At 51.8% G+C, this 15,236-nt stretch carries 13 protein-coding genes and 2 pseudogenes; 7 read left to right on the top strand and 8 right to left on the bottom strand.

The features are described 5' to 3' along the window. Nucleotides 1-128: 128 nt before the first annotated feature. Entirely contained in the window at nucleotides 129-872 is a 744-nt protein-coding gene (locus K3T82_RS38820; RefSeq protein ID WP_220199046.1) for an SDR family NAD(P)-dependent oxidoreductase, read from the bottom strand. Nucleotides 873-1,430: 558 nt separating this feature from the next. On the opposite strand from K3T82_RS38820, the pseudogene K3T82_RS38815 reads away from it, so the two are divergent. The 3 genes and pseudogenes from K3T82_RS38815 to K3T82_RS38805 form a co-directional block, all read left to right on the top strand. After that, nucleotides 1,431-1,655 (top strand): annotated as a pseudogene (locus K3T82_RS38815) (IS6 family transposase); the annotation flags it as partial. Between the two features lie 298 nt (nucleotides 1,656-1,953). Further along, nucleotides 1,954-2,535 (top strand): annotated as a pseudogene (locus tag K3T82_RS38810) (IS6 family transposase); the annotation flags it as partial. A gap of 263 nt (nucleotides 2,536-2,798) precedes the next feature. Next, nucleotides 2,799-4,457 carry a zinc ribbon domain-containing protein gene (locus K3T82_RS38805; RefSeq protein ID WP_220198872.1) on the top strand — a complete coding sequence of 553 codons (1,659 nt, stop codon included), beginning with the start codon at nucleotides 2,799-2,801 and terminating at the stop codon, nucleotides 4,455-4,457. A 34-nt stretch (nucleotides 4,458-4,491) separates the two neighbouring features. Here the strand turns inward: K3T82_RS38805 and K3T82_RS38800 are convergent, their stop codons facing one another. The 3 genes from K3T82_RS38800 to K3T82_RS38790 are packed head-to-tail and all read right to left on the bottom strand — an operon-like array spanning nucleotide 4,492 to nucleotide 6,417. Then, a complete protein-coding gene (locus K3T82_RS38800; protein ID WP_220198871.1) occupies nucleotides 4,492-5,085 on the bottom strand; it encodes an FAD-dependent monooxygenase in 594 nt (197 codons plus the stop codon). Next, nucleotides 5,079-5,711, bottom strand: a complete 633-nt coding sequence (locus K3T82_RS38795) for an FAD-dependent monooxygenase (RefSeq protein ID WP_220198870.1) — start codon at nucleotides 5,709-5,711, stop codon at nucleotides 5,079-5,081. Before K3T82_RS38795 ends, K3T82_RS38800 begins: the two co-directional genes overlap by 7 nt. Before the next feature lie 13 nt (nucleotides 5,712-5,724). Beyond that, a complete protein-coding gene (locus K3T82_RS38790; protein ID WP_220198869.1) occupies nucleotides 5,725-6,417 on the bottom strand; it encodes a TetR/AcrR family transcriptional regulator in 693 nt (230 codons plus the stop codon). 119 nt (nucleotides 6,418-6,536) lie between these two features. Here K3T82_RS38790 and K3T82_RS38785 point away from each other — a divergent pair, with 119 nt between their 5' ends. The 4 genes from K3T82_RS38785 to K3T82_RS38770 all read left to right on the top strand — a co-directional run bounded on the left by K3T82_RS38785 (nucleotide 6,537) and on the right by K3T82_RS38770 (nucleotide 9,913). Beyond that, nucleotides 6,537-7,565 carry an RNA-guided endonuclease InsQ/TnpB family protein gene (locus K3T82_RS38785; protein WP_220198868.1) on the top strand — a complete coding sequence of 343 codons (1,029 nt, stop codon included), beginning with the start codon at nucleotides 6,537-6,539 and terminating at the stop codon, nucleotides 7,563-7,565. Then, nucleotides 7,483-7,749, top strand: a complete 267-nt coding sequence (locus K3T82_RS49400; RefSeq protein WP_268886719.1) for a transposase — start codon at nucleotides 7,483-7,485, stop codon at nucleotides 7,747-7,749. The genes K3T82_RS38785 and K3T82_RS49400 overlap by 83 nt, the downstream gene beginning before the upstream one ends. 299 nt (nucleotides 7,750-8,048) lie before the next feature. Further along, entirely contained in the window at nucleotides 8,049-9,371 is a 1,323-nt protein-coding gene (locus K3T82_RS38775) for an IS4 family transposase (protein WP_220196579.1), read from the top strand. A gap of 113 nt (nucleotides 9,372-9,484) precedes the next feature. Beyond that, entirely contained in the window at nucleotides 9,485-9,913 is a 429-nt protein-coding gene (locus K3T82_RS38770) for a hypothetical protein (RefSeq protein WP_220198866.1), read from the top strand. Between the two features lie 889 nt (nucleotides 9,914-10,802). Here the strand turns inward: K3T82_RS38770 and K3T82_RS38765 are convergent. From K3T82_RS38765 to K3T82_RS38755, 4 genes are all read right to left on the bottom strand, one after another. Further along, a complete protein-coding gene (locus K3T82_RS38765) occupies nucleotides 10,803-12,104 on the bottom strand; it encodes a transposase (protein ID WP_220198865.1) in 1,302 nt (433 codons plus the stop codon). 494 nt (nucleotides 12,105-12,598) lie between these two features. Then, the gene (locus tag K3T82_RS38760; protein WP_220198864.1) at nucleotides 12,599-13,306 is read right to left on the bottom strand and encodes a hypothetical protein; all 708 of its coding nucleotides are present in this window, start codon (nucleotides 13,304-13,306) and stop codon (nucleotides 12,599-12,601) included. A gap of 667 nt (nucleotides 13,307-13,973) precedes the next feature. Further along, nucleotides 13,974-14,135 carry a zinc ribbon domain-containing protein gene (locus K3T82_RS50490; protein WP_420799397.1) on the bottom strand — a complete coding sequence of 54 codons (162 nt, stop codon included), beginning with the start codon at nucleotides 14,133-14,135 and terminating at the stop codon, nucleotides 13,974-13,976. Then, on the bottom strand, nucleotides 14,077-15,105 hold the full coding sequence (locus K3T82_RS38755; RefSeq protein ID WP_236031824.1) for an RNA-guided endonuclease InsQ/TnpB family protein: 1,029 nt from the start codon (nucleotides 15,103-15,105) through the stop codon (nucleotides 14,077-14,079). Before K3T82_RS38755 ends, K3T82_RS50490 begins: the two co-directional genes overlap by 59 nt. Nucleotides 15,106-15,236 lie beyond the last annotated feature (131 nt).

Raw genomic sequence — 15,236 nt, 5'->3', positions numbered from 1 at the left:
ACCTCATCAACAAAATTTTTTAAGTTGACATATCCTCACATTTCGTCTTAATTATGGGATCCATTATAGGTTTCGATGGCACCCCTTTTTTCCTCGTTAAGAGGTCTCCATCGCGGAAAGAAAACGCGTTAAATCGCCAGGCGCCCTCCGTCAATAGGCAGTATTGCACCATGAATAAAGCTTGCTTCTTCGCTGGCAAGATAGAGGGCAGCCTCCGCAATCTCACTGGGGAAGCCCACTCTTCTTGCAGGAAGCATACTAGCCACTTGATCGAGTCTCTCGCCCATACTCTCCTCTGCTCCTGGAGTACGTACTGGCCCTGGTGCAATGGCATTGACATTGATCCCATTTGGTCCAAACTCTGAGGCCCATGCTTTCGTCAGAAGCGTCAAGGCCGCTTTGGTTGCTCCATAAAGTGATGCTGTTGGAAATCCTCTATGTGCTGAAATAGTGGTAATATTAATGATTTTGCCAGCTCTTCGCTCGGCCATCTGAGGAGCTAGGGCGGCGGTGAGATAAAACGGAGCTTTGAAATTAGTTGCAACTACAGCATCAAAAGTGGCTTCATCCGTTTGCCCCGTTGCACCGGAAAGCAAGAGACCCGCATTATTCACCAAGATATCAATTCGTCCAAATGCGTTCAATGCCTGAACTGCTAGAGATTCGATGTCCCTTTGTGAGGCGAGGTTCGCCGCGATAAAAACAGCGCTGCCGCCTGCAAGGCGTATCGCCTCAACAACGGCTTGCCCACGTTCTTTGTTTCTTCCTGTAATGATTACTTGCGCTCCTTCTCGAACAAATACTTGCGCAATTGCCTGCCCAATTCCTGACGTAGCTCCTGTTACCAGAGCGGTTTTCCCTTGTAAGCGCATAGTTCTCTCCTGCAAAAATGAAGATTCTTTAGTTCGTTGTCGTAGGATATTGAATCCTTCAAGCCCATACTGCCACTTTGAAAAGCCTAATACTATCGTTGAAATCACGTGTGATTTCCTTGTCGTGAAGAACAACAACAACGTTGTCAAGATGACAGCATGTAGATATCTATTGACTCAATCGTTTCGATTCTCATGCGAAGAACGAGTACTCATAACTATCGTTAAGATGAAAATGTCTTCATCTTGAACTTTTTTCTATCTCTCGTTCCACAGGAGTATACAATGCTTACGTCTTGAATACAAATCACTTTATTCATAAGTTTATGAATAGAATACAGATGAGCACGGCTGCCTGTAACGAGCACGCCCGTCAGAGGGTAAAGAAGCACAGAGGCATATTCCCCAAAAGATTCATCTTCTGCATGTTTCCAGCATCTGTAGGAGAGAAGTAATATACTAGCGATGTGTTACAATAGACGCAGTGCCAAAGGTAGTGTTGCAAAGAAAAAGCTGATCTGCTACAGTGGGGAGAAAAGAGCGAGAAAGGTCCCCAACATGAGCATTCACAGCCCGAATCCCTTCAAATGGCGTCACTTCCAGTCTGACCTCATTCTGCTGTGTGTGCGCTGGTATCTTCGCTATGCGCTTAGCTATCGGGACCTCGAGGAAATCATGCTGGAACGAGGACTGCATGTGGATCACACCACAATTTACCGTTGGGTCCAGCTATATGCACCTGAAATCGAACGGCGTTGCCGTCCTCATTTGGGTATTGTCAACTTGCCGACAAGCAAAACCTCTGGCATACTGATGGAATGAAAACAAACATCTCTGCGCCCAACTACAAAGGGTTAAAACAAGTATCTTGAAGAGCAGACAAATAGCTCTTTCCGTTAACATCTATTGCTCTTGCGTTCGTACCTCGTTTCTGCTATAATTACTCTTCGTACGGTGAGTTACACCGGAATGCACGCCTGTGGAGATCCTGTAAGACCCGGTAGATCCAGGCAAGTTGTTCGTTGAAGCAGGAACCGAACGCCAGATATGGCTTGTCCCTATTTGGGTCAGTTTCGGATAACGGCTCCGTTTCCCTTCTGAGATTATCAGCTATGCAGTGTGGCTGTATTACCGTTTCTCACTCAGTTATCGTGAAGTTGAGGACCTTTTGGCGCAGCGCGGGATCATCGTGACGTATGAAACCGTACGACAATGGTGCTTGAAATTCGGGCAGACCTATGCCAATGAATTGCGTCGTCGACGTCCTCGCTGTGGTGATAAATGGCATCTGGACGAAGTCTTCCTCACCATCCGTGGCGAAAGACAGTATCTGTGGCGAGCCGTAGATCAGGACGGCGACGTGCTCTACATCCTCGTGCAGAGCCGACGCAACAAGAAAACCGCCAAGCGCTTTTTCCGCAAGCTCCTCAAAGGGTGGCACATAGTGCCACGCGTGATTATCACCGATAAGCTCAAGAGTTACGGGGTGGCGAAACGCGAGATTCTGCCAGCAGTAGAGCATCGCCAGCACAAGCACCTCAACAATCGAGCCGAGAACTCGCATCAACCCACGCGGCTGCGTGAAAAGAAGGTGCGGCGGTTCAAATCAGCCAAACAGGCCCAACGCTTTCTCTCCGCTTTTGGTCCCATCGCTGGGCATTTCCAACCACGACGACACCAAATGAATCAGCTCCATTGCTCCATTCCTTCATCTCGTTCGGGCGCGGTCTTGTCCAGCTTACAAGAATCCGAGCGAGAAAGCCCTGCTCATTGATGGCAGGGATGCATCGCCGTTCCTTGAAAGGCGGAGGGCAGGGGCGGATCCTCGCAACAGTGGATGGTGGGGCACTTGACGAGATGTTCCCATGCTGCTATCCTATGGAACATACGATCTAGATACAAAGCGTCATGCACGAGAGAGATGGGATGAAGAAACGCCAGGCTGCAAGCGACCACACACAAGCACCCACTGTCCGTACACCCACATTTCTGCTGGAACTGCCCCTCGTGGTGAACCAGGGGCAGGCTAAGCGCCTGCGCGCCCATCTGGAAGCGGCCCGACAGCTCTACAATGCCATCCTCTCCCTTGGACAACAACGCCTGCGCCGCATGCGGGCTGATCCCGCCTGGCAAGAGGCCTGCGCCCTTCCTCGTGCCCACAAGGGGGAGCGAGCGGCGGCCTTCTCTGCCTTGCGCAAAGCCTATGGCTTCACCGAAGCTGCCATGCATCAAGCCGTCAAAGGCTTGCGTGTGGGCTGGATTGCTGAGCACATCGAGGCCGTGCTCGCGCAAACGCTGGCGAGCCGTGCCTATCGTGCCCTCAACCGCGTCTGCCTGGGCAACGCCAGACGAGTGCGCTTCAAAAGCCGAGGGCGAGGTTTCTGCAGCATCGAGAACAAGCGCAATGACACCGGCCTCCGCTTTGTGTTGCAGCTACCCGAGAAGGGAAACGCAGGGTTCCTGCTCTGGAACGAAGACAGGTTGCAAGCCCTCATCGATTGGCAGGATGAGGTGGTGTGTCATGGCCTGAGACATCGCATCAAGTACGCCCGCCTCCTCCAACGTCCCGCCAGCAGCAAGAGAGCGGCGGGTGCCGATGCCGAGGGCAACCGCTACTGTGTGCAGCTCGTCCTGGAGGGCATGCCTCACCACAAGCCCAAGCACACGGTTGGGCAAGGAGTCGTTGGCGCTGATCTGGGTCCCTCGAGCCTGGCGCTCGTTCCCCAAGAGGGGGAAGCCAGCCTGCAGGTGTTCTGCGCGGAACTGGCTCCTGAGGAGAGAGCCATACGTCGTCTCCAGCGTCAGATGGATCGGCAAAGGCGGGTAGCCAATCCGGAGCACTACGACGAGAAGGGTCGTCTCAAGAAACAGGGGAAGAAGCTGCGGTGGAAGCAGAGCAAGCGCTACCAGGCCACCCGACGACGCAAGGCCACCAAAGAGCGCAAGCTGGCAGCGCACCGTAAGAGCTTGCATGGGCGCAAAGTCCATGAGGTGATGGCGCTGGGCAAGACCATCATCCTCGAAAAGATCTCCTATAAGGCATGGCAGAAGCGTTTTGGTACAAGTGTGGGACTGCGAGCACCAGGGATGTTTGTAGCATTCTTGAGGCGCACCGTTGCAAGCACGGGCGGCACTCTGGTGGAAGTCTCCACACGCACCACGGCGCTGAGCCAGTGGTGTCATGGTTGTGGCACGAAGGTCAAGAAGCCTCTCTCCCAGCGCTGGCATCAGTGCGAATGCGGTATCGGACCCATCCAACGTGATCTCTACTCAGCGTTTCTGGCCGCCTACCTTGATCCAACAGATCCTCTTCCATCGTGTGCCCAATACGCTTCGTATTGGGAAGGTGCGGAGGCGCGCCTGCGGGCAGCACACGAGTGTCTCATCCAACGTGCGAGAGAGGGGCAGGTCCTGCCCCAAAGCTTTGGCCTGACCAGAGCCGGAGCGCGTCTGCCCAAAAGTCCAGGGGAGCTCCCGCTAGAGCCAGCTCTTCATCTTCAGGATGAAGAACTGGAAGCGTGGGCCGACCCCATGGAACCCCCGCTGCTTGAGCACGGGGAGCTCTCAGGAGGAGCACTCCTTTAGAGCCCCACACTCACAAGTGAGGTTCACCGCGCACTCATCTTTCGTAGTCCTTGAGGGTGATCGCATTGGCTGCAGTTTGGGTCGCTCGTGCCATCTTTCCAGTCAGAAACCCCTTCCAGGGCAGGTGTGGCAGCATTCGTATCATCTGGGTTCGCAGTTGGATCTCTAGTTGGGTGCGTGGAATAGAATCTTTGACGCCCTGGGCACCTAATTGCTGGTTTGCTTCGACATAGCCACGAAGTTCGCTCTCATAGCGAGCAAATGCCACCTGGTGATCACCACAGGCCTCAGCCAGTTCCCCCGCAAGCACATAGGCTCCTATGAGAGCGAGGCTTGTCCCCTGACCGGAGCCAGGGGACGCACAGTATGCAGCATCTCCTATGAGGACGACTCGACCGGTTGACCAGTGTTTCATATGAATCTGGCTCAACGAATCAAAGTAGAAATCAGGGGCATCCCACACGGCCTCAAGCAGCCGTGACGTCATTCCACCATTCTTCGCGAATTGCTCGGTCAGGAGATGCTTCTGCTGTTCACTATCACGATAGTCGTAGTGAAGCAATGGCGAAGTGAAGTAGAAGAAACTTTTTGCATCAGCGGTGTCACCTGCACTGTATATACCTACCATCTTCCCTGGTGTGCTGTAGTACCACTCCCAGTGATCAAGGTAAAAAAAGTTGGGCGTGGTGAAAATGGAGACATATGCCCCAGGTAGTGGATAAACTGCGACTCATCTCCGAAAGTGAGTGAACGTACATGAGAGTGAAGCCCATCAGCCCCTACAACCAGATCAAAGGTGCGAGGTGCTGCATGTTTGAATGTGACACGAACTCCATCCTCATCTTCCGCAAGAGACGTGATTGAATCGCCAAAGAGATACTCAACCTCATTATGAGTTCGGTCGTACAGGAGGCGAGAGAGTTCACCGCGTACAATCTCATCATCTCGTCCCTCACGATAATTGAGAATATCGGCGGGCATGGTAACAATTGTCTCATTCTTGCTATCAACATAAGTTGCACCTTTCATGGCGGTGCTCGCTTGCCAGAGAGCAGGGAGCATTCCCATTCGCTCGAGCACATCAATGGCTGCTCCCCGGATGTCAACCTTGTACCCTCCATCTCGCAGTGCTGGGGCTTGTTCGACAATGGTTGGCTGGAAACCGTAACGGCTCAACCAATACGCGAGGGTGGGTCCAGCAATACTTGCGCCTTCGATGAGAATACGCTGGTTCTTTTTCAGTTGATCGTTCATTGTCTGTTCTCCTTTATGCTCTTGGGTCAGAAGATGGAAACACTCCGTAGAGAACCATTTCAACTACTTGTTGACAGAGATCTTCAAGCGTGTGTGTATGTGTGTCTTCTTCCAGGTCCGAAGATGAGGATGTGGGTGAGAGTGTCAACACGTACATCAGACCCAAAGAAAACATATTCGCGATAAGCAGGCGTACATCAAGATTGGCACGCAGAAGCCCCGCTGTCTGTGCTTTCTGGAGAAAGGTGACAGCAGCCTCACCCCACCCCACCTCGCCATTGGGCATGGAGATAGTGGGAAACTGGCTGCCCTCAGTCCCCAGTTGCCAATCGAGGAGCCTGAGAAGATGGGGATGCCGACTTGCTAAGGAAAAGTACCACGTGACACAGACTGTGAGAAAGTGGCGAACCCGTTCTGGATCATGAGCAGCGTCCTCATCAGTAATAAAAGGAGCAATCATCTGCCCCAGAGAATTATTTTCCTGAATAATGAGCCGCTTGATGACAGCCCGATAGATGCCCTCTTTGCTCTCAAAGTAGCGATACAGCAGCGCGATGTTATATCCCGAGCGTTTCGCAATCATGTCCAACCGTGCGCCATCAAAGCCCGATTGTGCAAAGACTTCCTCGGCGGCATTTAATAATGCCTCTTGCGTGAGTGCAGCATTGCGTTCTCGCCGAACGGTCTGTTTTTCTTGCTCCGACATCGGTTTTCCCATCTCTTTCTTTGTAAGTAAAAATTTACTTACAAAAATCTTACCAGAAAATACAAACAAAATCAAGGGGCATAATTTGTTTTCAAGAATAGGGACAAAAAAGGGCAAACATGGACAGACCTTTCCTTGAAACAGCAGCGACTTTGTGGTATATTTGTTCTACATTCATCGCAGAGGAAGAAGAGCAGAAGATGGGACGTGGCTACCGAGGAGAACTTAATCTCAATAACGCGCAACAGACACTCTGTCGCAAACATGCCGGGGCCGCTCGCTGGGTGTACAATTATGGCCTTCGCCGCAAACAAGAAGCCTACAAGTCAGGAGCGAAAACGCCCACTGCCATCGATCTGCATCGCGAGATCAACGCCCTCAAGCCCTCTGAGCCCTGGATGTATTCGGTGAGCAAGTGCGCCTTCCAAGAAGGATTGCGCGACCTGGATGCCGCCTTCAAGCACTTCTTTCGCAAGTGCCGGCTCAAGAAAGCGGGCACATGGAAAGGCTCGTGTGGCTATCCCCGCTTCAAAAGCCGGAAGAAAGCCATCGGTGGTGCTCGCTTCACCGGGAGCATTCGGGTGTTTCCTGATGCCATCCAGTTGCCCCGTTTGGGGCTCTTACGACTCAAAGAGCATGGCTATTTCCCTTTGAACAGCAAGATCAGCAGCGCCACCATCCATGAGCAAGCAGGCAGGTGGTTTGTCTCGATCTGTGTCCACGAAGAAGCGAAAGACCCCCAGCCAGCCACAGGCAACGTGATTGGGGTTGACCTTGGCGTGAAAACCCTGGCGACTCTCTCTGATGGACGGACCTTCAAGAATCCCAGGGCGTTGCGCAAGAAGATCACGGCGTTGAAGCGAGCCTCGCGACGTCATAGCCGCAAGGCCAAAGGATCACGTAATCGCCAGAAAGCCAAGCTGCGTCTCTCGCGGATGCATGCCCGGATCGCCAACGTACGTAACAATGCCTTGCACCAAGCGACGACTCAGATCGTGGCGAGAACCCGCGCCCGATGCCGAGCGACCGCGTGTGATTGTGCTCGAGGATTTGAACATTACAGGCATGCTCAAAAATCGCCGGTTGGCCCGAGCCATTGCGGATGTGGGCATGTACGAGTTCAAGCGGCAAATCCTGTACAAAGCTGAACAGGCAGGGGTGCAGGTGCTGCTGGCCTCGCGCTGGGAACCCTCCTCAAAAACCTGTTCGGATTGTGGCTGGGTCAATGAGGCGCTCACCCTTTCAGATCGGGTCTTTGTCTGTCTGGATTGTGGAAACGTGCAGGATCGAGATGCCAACGCTGCCAACAATCTCGCAGCATTGGCACAATAAACATGGCGTACCGCAAGTTCTGCGGGAAGTGACGCCTGTGGAGCAGATGTAAGACGAGCGAAAGGCTTGCTGTCTGCATTGAAGCAGGAACCGAACACTGTGTATGGCTTGTCCATATATGGGTAAGTTTCGGAGAACGGCCTTTTTGTTGAGTATGTGATGGACAAAAAGAAGAAGCCTGTAACGAGGAGAACAGGCCATAGGCGTCAAGTTAAGAGAAGAGATCTCAACCTGACAGGTAAAAGCTCCTGTGTCATGATAGAAGTAGGCAAACTGCTATCAGAAACAGGAGCTTTTCTATGAAAAGTAGAGCACCCTTGTGCCAGGCCTTAGAGGAATTGATCTATAAAGATGCGCCTCGTTTGGCTCAAGAACAAGGATTGATTGTCCGTCATCGTTGCTTTTCTGCGAGCACCTTGCTGCTTTTACTCGTCTTTGGCTGGCTGAAACATCCATTAGCTGGTCCCAGTCAACTGGCCCGCTTTGCGCACTCGGTGGGGGTGAGAGTGAGTAAACAAGCAATCTTTGAACGCTTGACAAAGAACACAGCGCATTGGCTCTTGAGCGTGTTACAGCAAGCAGTTCACACGCTCCTTCTAACGTCTTCTTTATCTGTTGGGCTCCTAGCTCGTTTCCCTGCAGTTCTCCTCGAAGATACTACCTGTATTGAATTGCCATCGGCTCTCGCCTGGCTCTGGAAAGGAAGCGGAGGGAATGCATCTCCATCGGCTGTCAAACTCGGCGTGCGCTGGGATCTGCGCAGTGGCAGGTTGGACGGGCCAGCACTCCATCAGGGACGTGATCATGATAGCCGAACGAGCACCCACACACTGCCTTGCGGGCAAGGCAGTGTGTGGGTGGCAGATGCTGCCTATTACTCCCTCAAGCAGTTGCGTCAGATGGACCAACAAGGGGTCGTTTTTGTCATTCGCCCACGAGGCAATTTGGCCGTGAGTACACCCGAGGGGCAACGCTTGGATTTGGCATCTCACTTGTCCGCTTTGACCGACACAGTCATTGATCTTTCGGTCCGTTTAGGCTCCATTCGCTCCCTCTGGCTCAATGCGCGGATTATTGCCTTACCTGTCTCTGATGAGGTAGCTCAGAAACGCCGTGAGCATCTGCTGGACAAGGCCAACAAGCAAGGGCATGTGCCCTCCTCACATGCTCTTGCCCTTGCTCGCTGGACCTTGATTGTTACCAATGCGCCTGTGGAACGCCTCTCAGCAGAAGAAGCACTCCTGCTGTTTCGGGCGCGTTGGCAGGTGGAATTGCTCTTCAAGCTCTGGAAGAGTCATGGGCATGTGGATGAATGGAGCAGCCAGCTTCCCGACCATATTCTTTGTGAGTTCTATGCTAAGCTGATCGCTATGCTCGTGGAACATTGGGTTCTCCTTGAGAGTTGTTGGGATGATCCTCACCGTAATTGGATGCTCTGTGCTGATCTCTTTCGAGATCAACTCTCGCTCTTGGTTCTCGGCATTCGTGGATATATCCCTCTTTCTCAAGCCCTTGCATGTATCCGTGAAGCGTTGTTGGGAAGCGCTTCCATCCCCGCTCGAAGTACGCGCCCCAGTACCTCCCATCAACTTCTTGATGGGGTTTACTGGGGCTTAACTTGACGCCTATGGCCTGTAACGAGGAGAACAGGCTTCTTCTCAACCACCTATGAATGCCTGGATCTTAATTTAGTATAGTTATTTCCACAAAAAGCGGAACGCGGGCGGACCGCGCCATGCACGCGCCAGCTTGGCGTGTACACGTCGCGAATCCACCCGCGTCCTTCTTGCTCGGGATCTTGCTCACCTTGCCAGAGGGGGTGAGGCTCCTACAGGGAGCCCTGGGTCGCGAGGGTCGTCAGTACTATGCCGGCCATCTGGGGCCTGGTCGCCATGGGAAGGTCCTCGAAGATCAGGAAGATCTCCGCCTCAGTCCCAGGGTCGCTGGACTGCCTGGCCTGCTTGACCAGCGGAATCAGCTTGTCCAGTTCGGCCTGCTGGTCCCTGGTCAGCAGGTCACGCATGTATTTCAGTTCCCTGGGGGACAGGACACACGCACCCCTCATCGGGCCATCGAGGGGGGCCAGCACGGCCTGAAGCATTTCCTGGGCACTGGAACGGTCGCTCATCACGAGTCCTTCTGTGAGTTGACGGTGAATACATGACACAGAGCAATCGGTTTAGCCTATCCTTCTGTGGTGCTGAAGGAGGTTCATCTTTCGAGGTGAGCGGCCAACTCACCTGGTGGTTCCTTCTGTATCCTCCGCGAGGTCTCAACGATCAAGACACACGAGGGAACTACGTACGGGGATGAACCAGAACCCGGTCACCTGCCAACTCGCGAACGAGTAGCTTTTTTGATCGATGGGTGACGGACCGATAGACTCAGACCTTTAGTATAAAGAGAGAAAAGACAGAAATCAAGCCCAAACCTTTCCCTAAGGACCTATTCATCTCGTCTGACCAGGTGGAACATAAGAAGAAATGGCAGTTCTGGCGCGCGTCGTGATGATACTCTCAAATGTCATATTCAGCTGACAAAGAATCTAAATTGACCCATAAAATGCAGGTTGGTTGTCAATACGAAGCTCATCTGATAATATGCATACATTGATTGCTCTGTATAGGATGGGTGAAGGATATGACAAAGAGCCGGAAAGCGAAGCGAGAGAAAAAGAGGGAATATGTGCTTACTGTGGAAAGATCAACCAACTCAGTGATGACCATGTGATCCCTCAGTGCTTGTTCCCTGGGAAGTGCCCAATAGATACTCCCAGAGTTTATGCATGTGAAAAGTGTAATGGTATCATCAAGTCTGGTAATGATATGTATCTTAGAGACATATTATTTATGGACATGCATAGTGCTCAGCATCCAATTGTTCAGCAGTTATGGGATAAGTTTGAACGGGTTGTTCAGAGTAATCGATCTGTTGTAGCAAGGGAAGGATTGTCCACTAGCCAGTTGGTGAGATTGCACACGGCTTCTGGAATTTTTCGAGAATGGGCATATGAGATAAAGATCACTAAGTTTGCACATTTCCAAACAAGCCGCTTAAACGGCCAAGAGATCAGCAATGTGCTCGCTTGTGGCGCCTTGACGCGCGTGATCAGTGATCCATGCCACAAGCAAGCAGTGATGAATGTGCTGGAGATCCCGTTTGGCTTCCCCCAGCGTTACATGCCGTTGCCGCTGGGTCTGCAAGGAGCCGCGATGCTCCTCCAAAAAGGAGAAGGCGATCCAGCACAAACTCCAATAGCGCTGCAGCCCCTGGGCACTCATCAGTTGATAGTGATCAATGCCCAGCAGTTCTTTGACGTCTTCAAAGAAAACCTCGATGTCCCAGCGACAAGAGATATGGGTGAGCAGCTGCTCTACATCGGCCTGCAGATCGCTTGAAGCCCAAAAGCGAGTCCGACTCACTGGATCATCGAGATGCTGACGAATGATGATCAGTTGACAGCGATACAAGCTTTTCACCGAACTGTTCAATACATGCACCCACACCCGATGTTCGGGGTTGCGTGGCCAGGCATAGGGGACAAAGGCCGCATCCGGTAAGCTTTCGTCATAGGCGCAAAGTCGTTGCCAACGCCAGCCTTGTGGCGAGGTTGCATCCGGGATGCGCACTGAGCGATTGCTGCGCAAGGCCGTGGTAATCAAAAAGCCACGATCTCGCGCCGCTTTCCAGATGGCTTTGGCGCTGTACCAACTGCCGAGCAACACATGGGTGAACGTGTTCTGCGGTGGCTCAAACTGCTTGATGATCTCGATCATGAGGGCAATCTTGCTCTGGAAAGAGACCCCTTCTTGCACACAGGTCGCCTGCTGACGGTAGAGTCGGGGCTCGAGCGGAAAATGCTGTCCAAGCAAGACATAGAGGCCTTGCACCAGGGAATGGCCCTTGACCCGCTGGTTCTGCTTGCTGTCGTGATGTCGCCCCAGGCCTTGCATCTTCACTCCTTTCGGCTTGCCAATCGTGGAGTCATCGCCAATCAAGTAGCCTATGACGAAGAGCTTGCGAGGGCGACCTCGTCCAACAGGTTGCAACGTGCGCTGGTGTGAGAGATCCTGGTGGACCCAGGGCTGCATCTGAGCCACAAAGCGAGACCAAGCCAGGGCATGCAGAGGCGTTTGGTCCCACGGAGCTTGAGCAAAGAAACGGCTCAGACTTGCCAGGCTTTTGCTCCCAGCCACTGCCCGTTTGAAGTGCAAGAGCGTGAACCCTTGGGAACCGACGATCAACGCAAGCAGCACGGTGACGAAGTGCTGAAATTGTGGGCGCGAAAACAAGGTCTGCCAGCGTTCGAGATACTGGCGAAAACGCGCGTCCAGACATACAATAGGGTGTGGCATGGCTGACTCCTGACAAAAGACGTTTTTTGCTTGTTTCTTTTGTATCATGAGTCCTCCATGCTTTCAATTTTTTACCCATTTGGAAAGTGCAAACTTAGTGAAAGATTCCTCGTGAGCGTGTAACTGAAATATTCACAATGATGACACGCGGTTTGTATCAGCATTATGTAGGAAGAAGGCTTCCTCAACATTCACAATTTAAGGTAATGCGTATTCAAGGTAACTTGGAGCCATTTGAGACCACTGTTAGCACACTTTTACATCTAGGAGCTCCATTTATTAGTATTGGCGATGGAGAAGTATTCAAATGTATATATGCCTGTGCAGCCGAGCAGCCTGAAGTAAGTCTTTGGTTCCTTTGTTTTTACAAGAGTGTAGTATTCTCTGTGGTCACTAATCGCTAACAGCGTCACCTAGTCGTGACCACCATTAGGTGTTGAAATAGATGACCCCTCTCCTCCGATTGCGAGGAGAGGGGCTTTTGTTGAGGGCAATTAGACAGCAATGAAGAGTTGGTCGAGGTCTGCTATCTCTTTGTAGTTTTGTTCCCAGCGATTCTTGCGAGCATAGAAATCGGCGGCAAGCGGTGTAATGAGCGTTTTATAAATAACTTCGCTATTGTATGGTGCGTTCAATTTATCTAATTCTGTTTTTAATTTAGTGATGTCCCGCTCTTCAAGTTCTTGTTTGGCCCCTCTGCCTGCAAACAATTTATAAACTTCACTGGGCAAGCTTGTTGAAATTGTTAGCAACTCAGTTTCGATTTGTATTGTGTCGTGAAGTTGTGTGGGATCAGGGGCCCAGCCTTCCAGCACCCGTGCAATAATAAAAGCCCCTGCCATTTCGTGAAGATCACTTCTCATGTCAAAATAGAAGCATTCAGACAAATAGCTATTTTTTCTTAATCTCCATGGTATGCAGGCAATAGCCCTGCGTAGCTCATTGCCTTTCTGCCATACAACATGCAGGTGTTCGCCTTTGATATCCTCGCAATCGACATGATAGTTGACCGTTCCCCATGGCGTGCCAAGTAACTCGCCAGTGTCAGCATCAAAGATATCTTCTTGCTTAAGCTGGCGAAAAACCGAAAGGGTTACCTGATGGTTGCCTATTTTCAGCACCTTTACCTCAATGGCTACTTGTTTGATCAAGACATCGCTTGTGGTGAGCTTCTGTTGGATGTATTGATTCTCTTTTGCCATTTTACTTATCCCTTTCCTTTTATCCCTATTGCATCTGGCAATGAATGTTTCATATCATACAACAAAGCTCAGCGGAAAGGAACAAATACATATTTAGACAAAAAAAGAAGAAGCCTGGGAACAGGATAAATCAGGCTTCCTCTCATACAATGAAATGTGCCGATGCCACTCGTATGAACTTCCCTATCAGTTTCAGTATAGTCATCTTTACAAGCTCAACAAGAAGGAGGCTCCTGGAATCGGGACAGGAGCCTTCCATATGCACCTATGGACTTTGGCATGGTTCCCTTCTCAGTATAGCCATTGTCACAAAAAGAGAACCTTGGTGCTTAAATTAGAGGAGTGTGGCGTGGGATTCCTAGCCAAGGCATTTGTGAATCTCTCGATGGAAGTTCTGCATTGTCAGCTTTATATCCTGACTCATAGTCTTTATATATAGAAGGTCAAAAAGCGTAGCTTGAGGTATATCGCCAAGCATAGTCCACTTAGCCGTTCCTGACCTACCAGGGCGTTGATATAGATTAAGACCGTTCTCCGAAACTGACCCAAACATGGACAAGCCATATTTGGTATTCGGTTCCTGCTTCAATGCAGAGAGCAAGCCTTTCGCTCGTCTTACATCTGCTCCACAGGCGTCACTTCCCGCAGAACTTGCGGTACTCCATGTTCATTGTGCCAAGGCCGCGAGATTGTTGGCGGCATTGGCATCTCGATCCTGCACGCTGCCACATTCCAGGCAGACAAAGACCCGATCCGACAGGGTGAGCGCCTCATTGATCCAGCCACACCACGAACAGGTTTTTGAAGAGGGTTCCCAGCGCGAGGCCAGCAGTACCTGTACCCCTGCCTGTTCGGCTTTGTACAGGATTTGCCGCTTGAACTCGTACATGCCTACATCCGCGATCGCTCGGGCCAACCGGCGATTCTTGAGCATGCCTGTAATGTGCAAATCCTCCAGGACAATCACACGCGGCCGCTCTTGATCGGGCGCGGGTTCTCGCCACGATCTGAGCCGTCGCTTGGTGTAAGGCATCGTTGCGCACGTTGGCGATCCGGGCATGCATTCGCGAGAGGCGCTGTTTGGCTTTCTGGCGATTGCGTGATCCTTTGGCCTTGCGGCTATGACGTCGCGAGACTCGCTTGAGGGCCGTGAGTTTCTTGCGCAACGCCTTGGGATTCTCGAAGGTGCGTCCATCAGAGAGAGTCGCCAGGGTTTTCACGCCAAGGTCAACACCAATGATGTCACCTGTGGCTGGCTGGGGGTCTTTCGCTTCCTCGTGGACACAGATCGAGACAAACCACCTGCCTGCTTGCTCATGGATGGTGGCGCTGCTGATCTTGCTGTTCAAAGGGAAATAGCCATGCTCTTTGAGTCGGAGCATTCCCAAACGGGGCAACTGGATGGCATCAGGAAACACCCGAATGCTCCCGGTGAAACGGGCGCCACCGATGGCTTTCTTCCGGCTTTTGAAGCGGGGATAGCCACACGAGCCTTTCCATGTGCCCGCTTTCTTGAGCCGGCACTTGCGAAAGAAGTGCTTGAAGGCGGCATCCAGGTCACGCAATCCTTCTTGGAAGGCGCACTTGCTGACCTCGCGCATCCAGGGCTCAGAAGGCTTGAGAGCATTGATGTCGCGATGCAGATCGATGGCGGTGGGTGTTTTCTGCCCAGCTTTGTAGGCCTCTTGTTTGCGGCGAAGGCCATAATTGAAGGCCCAACGAGCGGCTCCAGCATGTTTGCGGCAGCGCGTCTTCTGCGCGTTATTGAGGTCAAGTTCTCCCCGATACCCACGGACCATCGATTGTGCTTCTCCCTCTGTGTCGAAAGTAGAACAAATATACCAGAAAATCACGGCGCTGGCAAGGGGGGATAGATGTCATTATTTGCCTACATCCGTCTCAAGAAGAGGAAACTAATTATATACCCTCT

Origin of the sequence: Ktedonospora formicarum, from assembly GCF_016587355.1 — a bacterium.
Lineage (GTDB): Bacteria > Chloroflexota > Ktedonobacteria > Ktedonobacterales > Ktedonobacteraceae > Ktedonobacter > Ktedonobacter formicarum.
This window is presented reverse-complemented; position numbering and strand designations above follow the sequence as displayed.